Origin of the sequence: Sinomicrobium kalidii (genome assembly GCF_021183825.1) — a bacterium.
Classification (GTDB): Bacteria; Bacteroidota; Bacteroidia; order Flavobacteriales; family Flavobacteriaceae; genus Sinomicrobium; species Sinomicrobium kalidii.
Genome location: NZ_CP089211.1, coordinates 1,913,505 through 1,930,848, shown reverse-complemented (window position 1 = coordinate 1,930,848; position 17,344 = coordinate 1,913,505). Strand labels below are relative to the sequence as shown.

General features: G+C 46.9%; 14 protein-coding genes. 7 read left to right on the top strand and 7 right to left on the bottom strand.

All coding sequences use genetic code 11. From position 1 onward, the window contains the following. Positions 1-45 precede the first annotated feature (45 nt). Genes LS482_RS07635 through LS482_RS07625 form a run of 3 tightly spaced genes read right to left on the bottom strand, consistent with a single transcriptional unit; the run spans position 46 to position 3,081 of the window. Positions 46-1,314: a M23 family metallopeptidase gene (locus LS482_RS07635; RefSeq protein WP_233031183.1), complete on the bottom strand. Its 1,269-nt coding sequence runs from the start codon at positions 1,312-1,314 to the stop codon at positions 46-48. Beyond that, a complete protein-coding gene (locus tag LS482_RS07630; RefSeq protein ID WP_233031182.1) occupies positions 1,314-2,285 on the bottom strand; it encodes a tryptophan 2,3-dioxygenase family protein in 972 nt (323 codons plus the stop codon). Before LS482_RS07630 ends, LS482_RS07635 begins: the two co-directional genes overlap by 1 nt. 4 nt (positions 2,286-2,289) lie before the next feature. Then, on the bottom strand, positions 2,290-3,081 hold the full coding sequence (locus LS482_RS07625) for a DUF3108 domain-containing protein (RefSeq protein WP_233031181.1): 792 nt from the start codon (positions 3,079-3,081) through the stop codon (positions 2,290-2,292). A gap of 2,192 nt (positions 3,082-5,273) precedes the next feature. Here LS482_RS07625 and LS482_RS07620 point away from each other — a divergent pair. Both LS482_RS07620 and bioD read left to right on the top strand, forming a co-directional pair. Beyond that, positions 5,274-6,416: an aminotransferase class I/II-fold pyridoxal phosphate-dependent enzyme gene (locus tag LS482_RS07620; RefSeq protein ID WP_233031180.1), complete on the top strand. Its 1,143-nt coding sequence runs from the start codon at positions 5,274-5,276 to the stop codon at positions 6,414-6,416. Between the two features lie 12 nt (positions 6,417-6,428). Then, positions 6,429-7,052 carry a dethiobiotin synthase gene (gene bioD, locus LS482_RS07615; protein ID WP_233031179.1) on the top strand — a complete coding sequence of 208 codons (624 nt, stop codon included), beginning with the start codon at positions 6,429-6,431 and terminating at the stop codon, positions 7,050-7,052. On the opposite strand, the gene LS482_RS07610 is transcribed toward bioD, so the two are convergent. Continuing rightward, positions 7,049-8,545 (bottom strand): ArnT family glycosyltransferase, encoded by a 1,497-nt coding sequence (locus LS482_RS07610; RefSeq protein ID WP_233031178.1) that lies wholly within the window; start codon positions 8,543-8,545, stop codon positions 7,049-7,051. The genes bioD and LS482_RS07610 overlap by 4 nt on opposite strands. Before the next feature lie 60 nt (positions 8,546-8,605). Here LS482_RS07610 and bioA point away from each other — a divergent pair, with 60 nt between their 5' ends. The 5 genes from bioA to LS482_RS07585 all read left to right on the top strand — a co-directional run bounded on the left by bioA (position 8,606) and on the right by LS482_RS07585 (position 13,438). Then, a complete protein-coding gene (gene bioA, locus LS482_RS07605) occupies positions 8,606-9,877 on the top strand; it encodes an adenosylmethionine--8-amino-7-oxononanoate transaminase (protein ID WP_233031177.1) in 1,272 nt (423 codons plus the stop codon). Positions 9,878-9,992: 115 nt separating this feature from the next. Next, on the top strand, positions 9,993-10,577 hold the full coding sequence (locus LS482_RS07600) for a TetR/AcrR family transcriptional regulator (protein ID WP_233031176.1): 585 nt from the start codon (positions 9,993-9,995) through the stop codon (positions 10,575-10,577). A gap of 70 nt (positions 10,578-10,647) precedes the next feature. Then, positions 10,648-11,535, top strand: coding sequence for an alpha/beta fold hydrolase (locus LS482_RS07595; protein WP_233031175.1), 888 nt, complete (start codon positions 10,648-10,650; stop codon positions 11,533-11,535). 122 nt (positions 11,536-11,657) lie between these two features. Beyond that, positions 11,658-12,251 carry an SET domain-containing protein gene (locus LS482_RS07590; RefSeq protein ID WP_233031174.1) on the top strand — a complete coding sequence of 198 codons (594 nt, stop codon included), beginning with the start codon at positions 11,658-11,660 and terminating at the stop codon, positions 12,249-12,251. 26 nt (positions 12,252-12,277) lie between these two features. Next, positions 12,278-13,438, top strand: a complete 1,161-nt coding sequence (locus LS482_RS07585; RefSeq protein ID WP_233031173.1) for a beta-ketoacyl synthase N-terminal-like domain-containing protein — start codon at positions 12,278-12,280, stop codon at positions 13,436-13,438. A gap of 87 nt (positions 13,439-13,525) precedes the next feature. On the opposite strand, the gene LS482_RS07580 is transcribed toward LS482_RS07585, so the two are convergent. The 3 genes from LS482_RS07580 to LS482_RS07570 form a co-directional block, all read right to left on the bottom strand. After that, complete coding sequence (locus tag LS482_RS07580; protein WP_233031172.1) at positions 13,526-14,269, bottom strand: succinate dehydrogenase/fumarate reductase iron-sulfur subunit; 744 nt, start codon at positions 14,267-14,269, stop codon at positions 13,526-13,528. Between the two features lie 112 nt (positions 14,270-14,381). Continuing rightward, the gene (locus LS482_RS07575) at positions 14,382-16,391 is read right to left on the bottom strand and encodes a fumarate reductase/succinate dehydrogenase flavoprotein subunit (protein ID WP_233031171.1); all 2,010 of its coding nucleotides are present in this window, start codon (positions 16,389-16,391) and stop codon (positions 14,382-14,384) included. A gap of 9 nt (positions 16,392-16,400) precedes the next feature. Further along, positions 16,401-17,063 carry a succinate dehydrogenase cytochrome b subunit gene (locus LS482_RS07570; RefSeq protein ID WP_233031170.1) on the bottom strand — a complete coding sequence of 221 codons (663 nt, stop codon included), beginning with the start codon at positions 17,061-17,063 and terminating at the stop codon, positions 16,401-16,403. Between the last annotated feature and the right edge of the window lie 281 nt (positions 17,064-17,344).

Genomic DNA, 17,344 nt, shown 5'->3' with positions numbered 1-17,344 from the left:
TCTCCCGGGCTGTATAAAAGGTATTGATCTTTAACCCCCGCATCATCACTCCCCCACAGCAGTAATAAACTCCTCCTGCTCATCGTCAAAGAGGATGTTGTCCAGTCGTGACTTCAGAGGTTGGATATAGGCCAGGTAACCTTCTTTTAATTCTTTTTCGATGGGTTCTGCAGAAGGGAGATCCTGTTTGAACGGGTCTACCTGCCTGCCGTTCTTCCAGAAGCGGTAGCATACGTGCGGGCCGGTGGCAAGCCCTGTGCTTCCTACATAACCAATAACATCGCCCTGGTTGACATGCTGTCCGACCCTTGCGGCGCGTTTGGACATGTGGAGGTACTGGGTTTCGTAAGTGCTGTTGTGGCGTATCTTCACATAATTCCCGTTCCCGGAGGTGTATCCGGATTTGGTTACCGTACCGTTTGCCGTAGCTTTGATGGGCGTACCGTGTGGCGCGGCATAATCGGTACCGAGGTGGGCCTTCCAGCGTTTTTGTACGGGATGAAAACGCCGCTTGGTGTAACGGGAAGATATCCTGCTGTATTCCAACGGGGCTTTCAGAAAGGCCCGGCGAAGGGTGTTGGCTTCTTCGTCGTAATAATCACTGATCTTATTTACCGAATCGGTCCGGAATTTAAAGGAGTAAAACGGCTTGTTGTTGTGTTTAAAATAGGCGGCTTTGATATCGCCTATGCCGGCGTAGATGGTATCGTCTATGTATTTTTCCTCGTAAATCACCTTAAAACGGTCGCCGCGTTGCAGCCGGAAAAAATCCACGGTCCAGGCGTAAATGTTGGAAAGGTCATAGGCCACCTGGTAGTCCATCTCTTTTTCCATAATGGCTTCGGAAAGGGAACTGGTTATAATCCCGGAGGCCTCGCGTTCTACGATGGTTACCGGTTTTTTCTCTTTATAGGCCTGGATGGAATCGGCAAAGCGGATGACCACATAATCCACACTGTTGGGCTGGTAGATAAAACACTCGGGCTTTTGCAGGGAATCTTTACTGCACAACAGGGTGTAGGGTTTGCCTGCTCTTAATCCCCTTACAATATCAAAAGTATCTTTGGCTATTTCTGCAATTTTGTAAACCTTGGCGTAGTCGATATTGTTCTGGGCCAGGATTTCCCCGAAGCTGTCTCCGGATTTTACCGTGTCCCTGCGAACAACATAATTGTTGAGATTAAAGCCGAATTCCTTGACCTCAATGGGTTTCAGTACTTCTCTTTTTGCAGTCTCGGCATTTTTTTCTTCTTTTTCTTTTTTGCAGGCCACAGCAGCTATGGCCAATACACATAAAAGTACTTTCTTGAGCATTAATTTTTCGTGTTTTCCGGATTAAACATGTGTTCTACCCATTCTTTTCCCCAGTTGGTTTTTTGATCCTCGTCCCAAATTTCAGGAAAAAAGATGACTTTTTGAAAACTCGGAGGCAAATAATCCCTCCAGTTGGTACCTCCCGAGGCATCTATGGTGGTGCTGTTGTCTTTTCTCAGATAGCGATAGGCAGATCCGAGGTGCATCAACGGCCAGTTAACATTGGCATTGGTGTCCAGGGCTTTCATGGCACGGATCAGGTTCGGATTTTTCCGTTCTTCGTCGGGTAGTTGCAGATATTTGTGGTAAATGGTAGAATCTTTTACCTGGCGGGCTATCCGCATAAACCTGGGGGTATAACGGTATTCGAACTGTTTCAGGGTCAGGGTCTTTTCGCCCGTTGTGGTATCTGTGGCTCCTTTTTTCCAGTAAATGTTCTCGTACAGTTTGTCCCGGGGTGTATCGGCAGTGAACTGATCCCGGACCGAATGATGTACGAGGTTTTCCATGGGAGTGGCATAGAGTTCTATCATCCTGTATTGTGCCGACTGAAAACCGCTGGCGGGGAGCAGGGACATGCGGAATTGTAAAAACTGCTCGCGCTCCATACCGTTGATCATCACTTCGAACGAGGTGATCAGTGCTTTGAAATAACGGTTGATGCGTTCTATTTTTTGAATGAAGAATGCCGCGTTCTGCAACTTGTCGTCAATAATTTGCTTTTGTTCGTGGATGATGAGTTTGAAATACAGCTCGGTGATCTGGTGATACATGATGAAGATCTCTTCATCGGGAAAATGGGTGCGTGGGATCTGAAGACTGAGCAAAGTGTCCAGTTGAATATAGTCCCAATAGGTAAGATAGCGTTGATGTAAAAGGCCGTCGAGATAATCCCCCAGGTCCTGGCCGGAATTTCTGTACTTGTCTTCTAACTGGTATATTCTTTCGGCAATTTCCGGTTTTATGTCCATTTTATTAATCTACTACTACTTTGAACTGGTGCTTGAGCCCCCGAAAAGCTTCCAGGTCGGCCTTTATGGAGCCTACCCTCAGATCCGCCTTGATCCTCATGGGAAGCTTGTTTTCGTCGTCTGAAACCCAGAGTGTTAGACTGCCTTTTTCTTTAAAGACCCTGCCGGCTTGTACATAGGGACGGAACTTGATGCAGGATATTTTGCCAAATTTAGTCTTTAATACCTCTTTACCCAAGAACTTAAGCTTAAATTTGAAGGTTTTGTCGTCGTCAAACAATAAATCGAGTTCGGTTTCATCACCTACGCTGAGATTTTCCGCTTTGTAATGGTTTCTGAGGTAGTATACCGCAGAGATAAGGTCCTGGATATCTTTGTGAATGGGGATGGTTGTTGTCCTGTGGTGCTTTTTATTGTTAACCACGGCCTGGTTGGTGCTGTAGTCGAAGTTGATTTCCATGTCTTTGGTATATCCGCCTTCGTCGATCTGGCGGATAAACCTGTACGGCCTGCCGTTCTTTTTGTCGAAATAACTCTCATAATTGTCTTCCACTTTAAAAAACAACCGGGCAAGCCCGGTTGTGCGGCCTTTACCGACTACGTGAAAAACGGGTTTTCCGTTCAGGGTGGTTTCCCTGACTTCCATGGAGGCATAACTGGCATTGAAAATACCATAGTGAACCCGGAACTGGAGCCATTCGCCGGGAACAAAAGCATTTTCAGCCGAAGTGCCATTTTGAGCACAAACGGCATTGACAATACATAAAAATATGGTGGTAAGGACAATTTTTTTCATCACTGCTTAAAAAATATACCGTAAAAATAATAAAATGTAGTCAGAATGGCGGCGATTGGATAGTTATTAAACAGTTACCGTGCCAAAAACATGGGGATGCCACAGATTTTGATTTCAGACTTTAAACGACTTGTGATCTGTGATCATCATATAGTGTTATGAATGGCCGCTTGAAACAAACCGATTCTCATACTACGTACTCAACAGTGCCTTTACGGGCATGCCTGGAAAACTTCCGGTAATACCTAATGTTTATGGCGAATGTCTCTGACCCTGTAACCCGCCTTCGGGAACACCTCCGGCCCGCCACAGGGAGCATCCCGGTATACCGGTACGTCCTGCCCGGCGGGTGGTATCACTGCCGGTATGCCGGCAAGTTCGGGAAGAGCCCTGTAAAAGATTGCTTTTTTTTGCTGCTTCACCGGCATATATTATTCACGGGCAGATGGTACGGAGCCTGTTTTTGTGGTTTAAGGGATTGCTTAAGCGGCATAAGCAACCCGGTACGCGGTAAACTTAATTGTGTATGCGGCGTACTTAGTCCCTTAGGCCGCGAACATAACCCTGTTAGCCGCTCAAGCAGTTGTGTATGCCGCATAAGTAACCCTGTACGCGGTGAACTTAATTGTGTATGCGGCGTACTTAATCCCTTAGGCCGCGAACATAACCCTGTTAGCCGCTCAAGCAGTTGTGTATGTCGCATAAGCAACCCTGTACGCGGTGAACTTAATTGTGTATGCGGCGTACTTAATCCCTTGCGCCGCGAACATAACCCTGTTAGCCGCTTAAGCAATTGTGTACGCTGCATAAGCAACCCTGTACACGGTGAACTTAATTGTGTATGCGGCGTACTTAGTCCTTTAGGCCGCGAACATAACCCTGTTAGCCGCTCAAGCAGTTGTGTATGCCGCATAAGTAACCCGGTACGCGGTGAACTTAATTGTGTATGCGGCGTACTTAATCCCTTAGGCCGCGAACATAACCCTGTTAGCCGCTTAAGCAATTGTGTACGCTGCATACCCAACCCCTCCCGGCGTAAACAGGGTTGTGTTTATGGTGGTTTTCCCGGCTTTACGGCGGAAAGGAACGCGGGGCCCGGTACAGGTGTGTATGGGGCTTTGCAGGTTGAGTTCTGAACTTAAAAGCCATACGGATTTTCAGCATATCCGAAATCCCGGTAAAGTAAGGTCTGAAGGACTTCTCATAACACCTGACAATTTAAGTTCTTCTTACATCTTAATAGTTATAGGCCTTATGCCTAAGGTCTCATATCTAAAATCTGATGAAATCCGCCTGTACTCCACAACTTTTGAGGATCAGGATCAAAGGTTGTGGATTTTTTCACTTGTTGTAAGTTTCCCGTTTTGGTTTTGCCACGGATACACGAATGTTTTTTGGGTTGAATGTTGCAAGTAAGGTTGTATGTTAATTATGGGGTTATTCAGTTATTTAGGCATCACGCACGAACTCAATAACCTGTCGTTAACCTGTTAACTCAACAACAAGACTATGATTTTTATACTACTCAAGGGTTGCAATAAATGACTCTCAATTGAGGTCAATAACAAACACTGTAACAAAAAGAAACTATTTTATAAATCGCAAGTCGTACCTCTTATGTCCTGTTGTCATATGTCTGAACCCCAACAGTGTCCACAACTTTTAGGATTGATCCACTTTTGAGATTGATCCCGTAAATTAACTAACCTGAATTGACAATGGTATAAAAAACAAGAGGCCCGGAATTTCCGGGCCTCTTAATTAACCAACCAAAACTTTAAATTATGAAAACTTTACTTAAAGTTACAAAAGGGCACCACCCCTTTTGGTGATACAAAGATATGGCAGAAATCTGCATTTGGAAATGCTTTTAAGAAACTTTAACGCAAAGCAGGGGAAAACAATATTTTTTGTTAAGGAACTTTGCCTGGTTTGCAATGAAAATCGTTCCTCGTTAAAGAGTTGTCATGCCTTGTAATGCCCCGTATTGCAAGGGGTGAGGTTACGAAAACGTTGTAGCACATTCCGGAACGGTCTCTTTTTTGTGTACGTTGCTCATTTTTCCGGAAACATTGCATTACAAAAATAAAATAAATACCGGGAAAACGGTAACGGTTACAATATTTTTATACGATATTTAAACATGGTCCGGAAATCCGGTTGCTATGCGGTTTTTTTTACCTTTGAGGTCTATGAATCTTCCTGAGAAATTAACGGCCCGGCTCTGTAAGAGGGAAGCCGGAAATGCATTGCGGCAACTACCGGTTCCGGGAGAGGGACTGACCGACTTTTCTACCAACGATTACCTGGGATTGGCGGCATCTGAACAAATATATACGGAGGCCGGAAAGATCGTAAGGGATAGAGGAGAGGTGAAAAACGGGGCCACCGGGTCGAGGTTGTTAACCGGGAACCATTCCCTTTATCCGGAGGCAGAGGCGATGCTGGCCCGCTTTCACCGGGCGGAAGCGGCGTTGGTGTTCAATTCGGGATATGGTGCCAATACGGGCTTTTTTTCAAGTGTTCCGCAGCGGGGAGATGTGGTTTTTTATGACGAATGGATACATGCCAGCATACGGGACGGGATACAGATGGGAAATGCGGGTTCCTATAAATACAGGCATAACGACCCGGAAGACCTGGAGAAGAAAATTCTAAAGACCGTTGGTGCCGGAAAACAGCTTTACATCGTTACCGAATCTGTTTTTTCTATGGACGGGGATTCCCCGGATTTGGCCGGTATGGCAGCCCTTGCCGAAAAATACGAAGCTTACCTGGTCGTAGACGAAGCCCATGCCGTGGGAGTATTGGGCGGGAAAGGTGAAGGACTGGTGCAGGAGCTCGGCCTGCAGGACAGGGTGTTTGCGAGGATCATCACTTTTGGTAAGGCACTGGGGTGTCACGGGGCAGCCGTACTGGGTTCACAACAATTAAAGGATTACCTGGTGAATTTTTCGCGAAGCCTGATCTACACTACGGCACTTCCGCCACATGCACTGGCCACCATCCTGGCGGCTTACGGGGTATTGTTCGAAACCCGTCCCGGAGATGTTCTTCATCGGAATATAGCTTTTTTTAAATCGGAGCTTGGTGCGTTGGGAATGGATTCCTGTTTTGTGGCCAGCGATTCTGCTATACATTGTTGTATCATCCCCGGAAATGAAAAGGTAAAAAATACGGCCGGAGAACTTCGTAAGAACGGATTCGATGTAAAGGCCATACTTTCCCCCACGGTTCCCGGAGGGCAGGAGCGATTGCGTTTTTGCCTGCACAATTACAATACACAGCAGGAGATTTCCGAGGTTTTAAAGTTGTTGGCTACATTTGTACGGTGAAAATAAAAGACCATGAAAAAGAAATTTTTTATTACCGGCATTTCCACCGAAGTGGGCAAGACCATTGTTTCGGCCATAGTGACCGAGGCACTGGAAGCCGATTACTGGAAACCCGTACAGGCAGGAGATCTCGATAATTCGGATGCGCACAAAACCGAACTCCTGCTTTCCAATGCCAAAACCAAAATACATCCGAACAGCTACGCGCTGAACACCCCGATGAGCCCTCATGCCGCTGCGGCTATTGACGGTATAAGGATTGAGGTTGATAAGGTAAGGGAGCCCGAAACCTCCAACCACCTGGTTATCGAAGGAGCAGGGGGGCTGCTGGTGCCGTTAAACGATACGGAAACCATAGCCGACCTGATCAAACCCGATCACAAAGTGCTTGTCGTTTCCCGGAATTACCTGGGGAGTATTAATCACACACTGCTTACTATTGAAGGTTTAAAGCGCAGAAACCTGGATATTGCCGGCATTATTATAAGCGGGGATGAAAACCCGTCGACAGAAAGCGCAATAGAAGTGATGGGAGGAGTGCCTATACTCGGAAGAATAGCCGAAGAGAAAGAATTCAACAGGGAGGTGGTGAAAAAATATGCGGAATTGTTTGCTCCGGTATTGCAGTCGCTCTAATATTTTCGGCGGTATATTTCGGCTTCACCTATCCTTTTGACGAACCGGTATTTTTTGGCAAGGATGTCCTTGAAATATATGTTGTCCGGGGAATTGTCTTTCATAAAAGGAATTTTCCCCCTTTCCGTGACAATAATCTGCGGGTTCACCTCTGAACAGATGTATCGCAATTCTTCAACGCTGTTTTTCCGGGGGTTGTCGTAATACGGATAAAGTTGTTCCCGGTCCAGGTTGGAGGGATGGGTCACCGATTTGGTGGGAGGATGTTCGTTGATGAGCCAGTAACCGATATGGTTTTCCAGGAAAAAAGCAGACTGTACATCACCGATATGTGTCCTGATATATTCCGGCACCTCGATACCTTCGCCGTTATAGAGCGATTTTCCTTGCAGTACCCGGTCACCGAGAAAACAGTATTCCTTTAAAGGTTCAAACTGGATGAGCATCAATAGTAATGCGGCAAAAGGTGTGTAGGCCAACTTCCAGGACCATTTCATGTGGCTTACAATAACAACAAGAGGTAATATGAGGAAAGGATACAGCTGAATAAGGTAATGGCTGTTCACTTCGCCCGATTGTATAAAGGAGACCATGGTGCCCGCAAGTGCAAGTAAAATGTAAGTGTAATTCCTGCATAACCTGGGGAAACACCTTTTTTTACTGTTGAGAAAGATCAGAAGGGCGGCTATACCGATAAAGGGAAGCAGGTCGGCAAAGGCATCTATATTATTGGCCGGGTCCGGAGTGTCGTAATGCAGCGGAGCAAGTATGACCGATTCCCACCATACCAGCAGGAGGTTGTCCAGGTAATAAGGAATAGCTGTGAGAATTACGGGTATGGAAACACCCGCACCGTATAGCGAACCGTTTTCCAGTGAAGCGTAAATGCCTTTGGCGCGGTATTCAAAATACATCAGGCCCAGTCCCATAAAGAGAATGGGATAAGCCAGGTTGAGCTTTGTCATGGCCGCCGCACCGAAAAGAATTCCCGCCCAGAGGATATGGCGCTTGTTTGTTGCTTTAATAAGAAACCAGAATGCAGGGACCAAAAACAACATGGAAAGATGCTCGGTCATTACGCCCTGGACATTGCCGAAAAGGCTGGACAAAAAAATGTAGAGCATCCCGCACCAGAACCCTGCTTTTCTTCCGGCCAGGCGGTCGCCTATCTTAAACAGGTACAACGAAGTAACGGCAATGGCAATGGTACCGGCCAGCCGTATGGCTATAAAACTCTTTCCGAAAATTGTAATGACGGCTGCAAAAAAAAGAAAAGCGAGCGGTGGCTTCAGGTCCCACAACGTAGTATAAGGCAGGTGCCCTTCTGCCCATGACTGTCCCATGAGGATAAATGTACTCTCATCCCGGTCTATGTAATCCCTGAAGAAAAAAGGGAAGCGGATAAAGAGGGCCACAACCAAAAACACCAGGAAAACCTGGTAAATTTTTAATGGGGAATAATTTATGTTAATCCCCTGTTTAAATAGGTTCAATGTTAGTCAGGTTTAGCTACAATTCTCATCTTTGCAAGATATAATAAATAACGGCTCCCCATGAAAAATATTTCGGAACGTGACAAAAAACATCTTTGGCACCCCCTGACACAACACAAGTTACATCCCGACACCATAGCCATTACCCGGGCAAAGGGCGCAGTGTTGTATGACGAAGACGGAAAGGAATATATAGACGGTATTGCTTCCTGGTATACCTGCATGTATGGCCATTGCAACGATTATATTGTACGGAAAGCCCATGCACGGATGCAGCGGCTGGACCAGGTGGTGTTCAGCGGTTTTACGCATGATGCGGCCGTGGAACTGTCTGAAGCCCTGATGGGAATATTGCCCGGGAACCAGCAAAAACTGTTTTTTTCTGACAACGGATCGACTGCATCTGATGTTGCCATAAAAATGGCGTTGCAGTATCATTTTAACCGCGGAAAGAAAAGAAATATCCTGGTCGCTTTTGAAGAAGGGTTTCATGGAGATACCTTCGGAGCGATGTCGGTTTCGGGATTGTCGGTTTACAATGGCCCGTTTGAAGAATTTTTCCTTACGGTGGAGCGGATTCCGGTACCGAAAGGGGATAATAACGGGGAAGTGAAAAACAGGCTCCTGGAAATTGTAGGCAAGGGCAATGTGGCCGGGTTTATCTATGAACCGCTGGTACAGGGTGCGGCGGCAATGAAGATGTTCGATGCGGAAGGGTTGAACGCACTGATCGGCATTTGTAAGGACAATGATGTCATCACTATTGCAGACGAGGTAATGACGGGCTTCGGGAAAACGGGCAGGAATTTTGCTTCGGAATATATGGCGAACAAGCCGGATATCATCAGTATGTCAAAAGCATTGACCGCGGGGATGTTACCCATGGCCATTACCAGTTGTACCCAAAAGGTGTACGATGCCTTTTACAGCGATGACATATCCAAGGGGTTGTTTCACGGGCATACGTATTCGGCGAATCCCGTTGCCTGTTCCGTTGCCCTGGCGGGTATCGAACTGCTGCGGTCTGAAGAAATGCAGCAGCATATAGAAAGAGTGACGGCATCGCACCGGGAATTTGATGAAAAGATACGTAATCATCCCAAGGTGGCGTCCACCAGGCAGCTCGGAGTTATTTATGCGATGGACCTCAATGTGCAAATGGAACGCTACGGGAACCTGAGGGATAAGCTTTTCGGTTTTTTTATGGATAACGGGGTGTTTTTGCGCCCCCTGGGCAGCACGGTTTACATTCTCGCTCCTTATGTGATTTCGGATGCACAGCTAAAAACCGTTTACGATACCATAGAAAAGGCATTGAACGAGGTGGTGTAAGGACGTTGTCCGGGCACTTTCCCGGGCAGCTTAGCTTTTGTAATTCAACAGAAAATAAACCCGGAATGTTAGGAGAGAAATAAATTGTCGTATATTTGTACTAATTGGTACACAAATGAGAGGAAGACGAAAAATATATGATGAACAAGAAGCGGTACGGAAGACCATAGGTCTTTTCCGTGCCATTGGTTATGAGGGAGCTTCTACGGAGGAATTATTACAGGTGATGGGTATCGGGAAGGGGAGTTTTTACCACGCGTTTCCCGGTGGAAAGAAAGAGCTTTTTGAAAAAGCCATGAAGGAATTCAGTGATATGAGGATGAAGCAACTCAGGGAAGACCTGGCGAAAAGCCCGGATAAAATAGGCGAAATACGGTCGCTCTTCCTGAAAATTGCCGAAAGTGATAGCGACGAACACGAAATGGGCTGCCTGCTGGCCAATACGGTAACCGAGTTGTACACGCTGGAGCAGGGACTGGCCTTGCGCGCGGCACGGTTGCTGAAGGAATTTGAGCAGGTGCTTTTTGAGGTGTTGCAGGAGGCCCGGAAAGAGGGAAAGTTAAAGCCGGAAGCTGATCCGAAAGTCCTGGCCGGATATCTCGTGACCATATGGAACGGACTTAATGTAACACGAAAGATGTACCCGGATTCAAAACGGTTAAGGGCGTTGATTGAATGGCAACTCAGGGTACTTGACTGATTTTTTTTTATTCATTTATGTACCAAATGGTACAATAATAATTCGTTTAAAATCAATAAAATGTTATGATATGAAAACAAAACAAAATTCAAAAGCACATGTACACACCTTTTACAGGACTGTGGAGGTAGACGGAGTGCATATTTTTTACCGGGAGGCCGGGAATCCCGGGGCTCCGTCCGTTCTTCTGCTTCACGGTTTCCCGACTTCATCACATATGTTTCGCCACCTGATCCCCTTGCTTGCGGACAAATACCATGTCGTTGCACCCGATTATCCCGGCTTCGGGCGAAGTGACAGCCCGTCACCGGATACGTTTGCCTATACTTTTGAACAACTGTCTGAAATCATGGAACGTTTTACCGATAAACTCGGTTTAACCTCCATCAACCTGTATATGCAGGATTACGGCGGCCCTGTCGGTTTCAGGATAGCGGTAAGGCGACCGGAATTATTTGCTTCGTTCATTATTCAGAATGCCAATGCCTATACGGAAGGGTTCGGAAGGGGAGTGCTGGAACTGAATGCTGTTCAGTATTCCGGGGACAAAATAAAGCTGAATGCCGCCATTGACAGGATGATCTCTTATGAGGGTATCAGGCAGCAATACCTGAATGGTGTTCCCGATACTTCGAGGATAAGCCCCGACGCCTACCTGCTGGATCACATTTTTGTGGAACAGGAAGGCCGGAAGGAAATACAGAGACAGCTCATGGCGAATTATCCTTCCAATTTTAAGAAATACCCGGAGTGGCAGGCCTATTTCAGGAAACAACAACCTCCTGCGCTCATACTCTGGGGAAAAAATGACAGTATTTTTATTGCAGCGGGGGCAAAAGCTTATTTGAAAGACCTGGAAAAAGCGCAGTTGCACCTGCTGGATGGCGGGCATTTTGTACTGGAGGAACACCCGCATCTTATGGCAGACCTTATCCGGGATTTTCTGGACGGGAAATAAGTCATACGAAGGGGCGAGTCAGCGGGAAACAAGATGAAAAGTGACCTTGGAAATTTTAAAGCAGGAGGGTAAAAACGAATGAAAAAATGTGCTACATTCGTAATATGATTTTCATAACATAGATGATCCATCCGCATACCGAGCTGCAATTCATTTCCGGTGAAATGGGTTACGGCGTTGTGGCTACACAACTCATTCCCAAAGGGACGATTACCTGGGTCCAGGACGAACTGGACATTGTGCTCACTTCCGCTCAGATCGAAAAAATGGGCGATTTTTACAAAGACATTCTCGATATTTATACCTTCCGGAATAACAAGGGCGACCATGTCCTTTGCTGGGACCACGGGAAATATGTGAACCACAGTTTTAAAAGTAACTGTCTTACTACGCCCTATGACTTTGAAATTGCCATAAGGGACATCTACCCGGGCGAACAATTGACAGACGACTACGGATACCTGAATATATCCAGACCCTTTCGCGCTGTTCATGAAGGCACGAAAAGGCAGGTTGTGTATCCCGACGATCTTCTGAAATATCACGGGAAGTGGGACAGGTTAATTGCCGAAGCGTTCAACCATATCCTTGAAGTGGACCAGCCGTTGCGTGAAATACTTCCGGAAGAAACACTGAAAAAGATAAAAAACATACACAAAGGGAAGGAAGAGCTGGAATCCATATTGTCCTGTTACTTCCCTGGCCGGGGAAAATAAATGCTTACCTTTGGAGGCAAAAAGCTGTGCAAAAACCTGTTTCCATTACGGCAATATCATCCGTTTCCCCGCTTGGAATCAATTCCGCTTCAGTATGGGGAAACTACCTGAATTCCGAAAGCTGTATTGCGGAAAGGGAATTCGGGACAACCAGAGCATTTGTGTCCGGACTGTCTCCCGTGGAAGTAAAGAAAGTGGCTTTACTCCGGGAATCAGACATAAAGTATAAAAGTCTGGATAATTCCGTGCTGTATGCCCTTTGTGCTTCGAGAGATGCAGTCGAACAGGCTGGCTGGGGAAAAGGGACCTCTTTCGGGATCAATATTGGCTCTTCCAGGGGGGCGACGGGCCTTTTTGAAAAGTACCATCGGGACTTCCTGGAAAGCGGGAAGACAGGCACACTGGCTTCGCCCACAACGACACTCGGAAATATTTCTTCCTGGGTGGGGCACGACCTGCAAACCGACGGCCCGCAGATATCGCACTCCATTACCTGTTCCACTGCTTTACACGCTTTGCTCAACGGCATTGCCTGGATAAGGGCGGGAATGGCCGACAAGTTTCTTACCGGAGGCAGCGAAGCACCCTTAACCCCCTTTACCATAGCACAGATGAAGGCCCTGAAAGTATATGCCAGGGAAGCTGCCGAAGGGTATCCGTGCAGGGCGCTGGATATGGAGAAAAAAAGCAATACGATGGTGTTGGGTGAAGGGGCCGGGGTCGCCTGTCTGGAAGAAGGAAAAAAAGACAATGCCCTGGCTTATGTTGAGGGTATAGGGTATGCAACAGAAGTGTTGCAACACAATATTTCCATTTCCACCGAAGCCGATTGTTTTCAGAAGTCGATGAAAATGGCCCTTGACACCGTATCACCGGAAGAGGTGGATGCTATCGTCATGCACGCGCCGGGGACCATTAAAGGCGATTTATCTGAATACAATGCAATACGGAAGGTATTTGGCGATCGCATGCCTGCACTCACTACGAACAAATGGAAAATTGGGCACAGTTTCGGTGCTTCGGGCATGCTTAGTCTGGAACTGGCTGTGCTGATGCTGCGAAATCAGGAATTTATCCCGGTACCTTTCGGATTGAAACAAAAAACACCGCAGAAACTTGAAAAGATACTGGTGAATGCCGTGGGATTCGGCGGGAATGCGGTAAGCGTATTGTTGTCCGGAAAATAAGGCAGCCCGAAACAAAAAACGGGACAGGCGTCAATGCCTATCCCGGTTATATTTATTGTCTGTGAAAATTATAATTTTCCTTACGGATTATTTTACGCTGGCCTTCAGGTATTCGCGGTTCATCCTGGCAATGTTTTCCAGAGAAATCCCTTTCGGGCATTCTATTTCACATGCACCGGTATTGGTACAGTTCCCGAAACCTTCCAGGTCCATCTGTTTTACCATGTTTTGAACGCGTTCCGTAGCTTCTATACGTCCCTGGGGAAGCAGGGCGAATTGTGATACCTTTGCTGAGGTGAACAGCATGGCGCTGGCATTTTTGCAAGCGGCCACACAAGCTCCGCAACCGATACAGGTAGCAGCGTCAAAAGCCTTGTCTGCTTTCTCCTTTTCAACAGGAATGGCATTGGCATCCTGGGTATTTCCCGAAGTGTTTACAGAAATATACCCTCCCGCATGTTGTATCCTGTCAAAAGCGGTTCGATCTACAACCAGGTCTTTGATCACCGGGAATGCTTTGGCGCGGAAAGGTTCTATATAGATGGTGTCTCCGTCCCTGAATTTACGCATGTGCAACTGGCAGGTAGTAATGCCCCTGCCGGGACCATGAGGTTCCCCGTTGATCTGGAGCGAACACATGCCACAAATCCCTTCACGACAATCATGGTCAAAGGCTACGGGTTCTTTTCCTTCGTTTATCAGCTGGTCATTAAGGATGTCCAGCATTTCCAGAAAAGAGCTGTCCGGTGAAATGTTCTCTACCTTGTATGTTTCCATGCCGCCTTTAACGTTTGCGTTCTTCTGGCGCCATATTTTTAGTGTGAGATTCATTTGTTATGTCGTTATGCGTTATACTGTTTTGAGACCGGAGGTCTCAGATGCTGAGACGCGCGGCCGTTTTCCCCGTTGAGACACACGGCCATGCGTCTTTACAATTATATTATTATTTATAGGAACGGGTTTTCAGTTCCACGTTCTCAAATTTAAGGTCTTCCTTATGCAGGATGGCCTCTGAGGGCTTTCCTGTATATTCCCAGGCTGCTACGTAGGTGTAGTTTTCGTCGTCGCGTCTTGCTTCTCCTTCTTCGGTCTGGTATTCTTCCCTGTAATGGCCTCCGCAGGATTCGTTCCTTTCGAGGGCGTCGCGGGCAAACAGTTCGCCCAGTTCCAGGAAATCTGCCACGCGACCTGCTTTTTCGAGTTCCTGGTTGAACTCATCCGCAGTTCCCGGTATGTTTACTTCTTTCCAGAACTGTTCGCGCAGTTCGGCGATCTCTTTAATGGCTTCGGTCAGTCCCCGGGCATTTCTGGCCATTCCCACTTTGTTCCACATAATGTGGCCCAGCTTTTTGTGGAAATAATCTACGGAATGTTTTCCTTTGTTATTGATAAGGCGCTGAATGCCTTCGGTTACATTTTTTTCGGCTTCATCAAATTCCGGCGTATCGGTGGGTATGGGCCCCGTACGGATATCGTCCGCCAGGTAGTCACCGATAGTATACGGGAGTACAAAATACCCGTCTGCCAGTCCTTGCATAAGTGCTGAAGCCCCGAGACGGTTTGCTCCGTGGTCGGAGAAATTGGCTTCTCCTATGGAGTACAGGCCGGGAACGGTGGTCATCAGGTTGTAATCTACCCAGATACCTCCCATGGTATAGTGTACGGCCGGGTATATTTTCATGGGGGTTTTATAGGGATTATCGTCTGTGATCTGTTGGTACATGTCAAAGAGGTTCCCGTATTTGGAAGCGATGACCTCTTCTCCCAATGCCGTTATTTTTTCCTTGGAAGGGTTGTGAATGCCCTGAATGTGTGCCTGTTCGTTTCCGTATCTTTCAATAGCCGAGGCAAAGTCGAGGAAAACCCCTTCCTTGGTGCTGTTATTCATAATACCGTAACCGGCATCGCAACGTTCTTTGGCTGCCCTTGAGGCCACGTCCCGGGGCACGAGGTTCCCGAAAGACGGATAGCGTCTTTCCAGGTAATAGTCCCTGTCTTCTTCCGGTATATCGGTAGGTTTCAGTTTTCCTTCGCGTACGGCTTGTGCATCTTCCAGTTTTTTGGGTACCCAGATGCGGCCGTCATTACGCAGGGATTCCGACATCAGGGTGAGTTTGGACTGCTGCTCACCGTGAACGGGGATGCAGGTGGGGTGGATCTGTGTGTAACAAGGGTTGGCAAAATAGGCCCCCCGCTTGTGTATTTTCCATGCCGCAGTGGCATTCGATCCCATTGCATTGGTGGAGAGGAAAAAAACATTGCCGTATCCTCCGGAGGCGATAACAACAGCATGTGCCGAATGTCTCTCGATCTCACCGGTGATCAGGTTCCTGGCAATAATTCCTCTGGCCTTACCGTCTACCAGAACAACGTCCAGCATTTCATGACGGTTGTACATGGCTATCTTACCCTTGGCGATCTGGCGGTTCATGGCAGAATATGCGCCCAGGAGCAGTTGCTGTCCGGTCTGTCCTTTGGCATAGAAAGTCCGGGATACAAGCACCCCTCCGAAAGAACGGTTGTCCAGGAGTCCGCCGTAATCCCGTGCAAAGGGAACACCCTGAGCGACACACTGGTCTATGATATTGGCGGAAACCTCTGCGAGCCGATATACGTTGGCTTCGCGGGAACGGTAGTCCCCACCTTTGATGGTATCGTAGAAAAGGCGGTAGACGGAATCGCCGTCGCCCTGGTAATTCTTGGCTGCATTAATCCCTCCCTGTGCTGCGATGGAGTGTGCACGACGGGGAGAATCCTGGTAACAAAAAGCTTTTACGTTATATCCCAATTCAGCCAGCGTAGCCGCGGCCGATCCTCCGGCAAGACCGGTTCCCACGACGATAACATCAATCTTACGCTTATTGGCGGGGTTGACCAGCCGTATGTTATTTTTATGATTGGTCCACTTGTCTGCTAAGGAGCCTTGTGGTGCTTTGGAATCTAAAGTAGCCATAATTGCAAATTATAGTGAATTGAAATAGTGGAAAATAGCGATGAATATGAAACCAAGGGGGATCAGTATTGCATACGCTTTTCCAATGTTTTTGACAGCGGGAGTGTACTTGTTGTTAAAGCCTACGGACTGGAACGAAGAACTGAACCCGTGCAACAGGTGCAGGGCCAGGAAAACGAATGCGAGGCAGTACAGGGCTACCCTTACCGGGTCGTGGAACTTCACTACGAGTTCTCCGAAATACCTGTTGGGATCTTCCGGCAGGGCATGAATGTATTTATGGGCAATCTCCGGGAACCAGAAATCATAAAAGTGAAGCCCGAGAAAAGCCAGGATCACTATACCGCTGTATATCATGTTCCTGGACATCCATGAAGAATTGGCGTTGCCTTTGTATTGTACGTATTTAACGTTCCTCGCACTCTTGTTCTTTACTTCGAGAATAAAACCCATGACGAAATGGAATATAACCCCAAAGATGAGTACGGGCTGCAACAGGAATTGTACTAAAACGTTGGTTCCCATAAAATGGGAAAGTTCGTTAAAAAGATCAGCGCTGAGCACCGAGGTGAAATTAATGAGAAAATGCTGCAGAAGGAACAATAGTAAAAAAATGGCAGAAAGCGCCATAGCGACTTTTCTTGCAATGGAAGACTTTATGAATCCGCTCATCGATTTTGTGGTTTTTTAACCTGACAAAAATACTGCGGAAGAAGGTTTTGGACAAACTTTGCCTCTTGTTTTAAAGAGAATTTAGAATGAGTTTAAAGAAGAGGCCGGGTTCTGTAACAGAACGATGGTTTTTGCACGGAATAATAACGAAAAGACGGACAGGAGTTTTGGTCTCCCGCGTTTGTTACAGATTAAACTTTAGACGAATAAAAACATACGATTCGCACGCAAATTCATACTTTTGTTTCGCGGCGATAATTCCGTATAATTTTCAAAAAAAA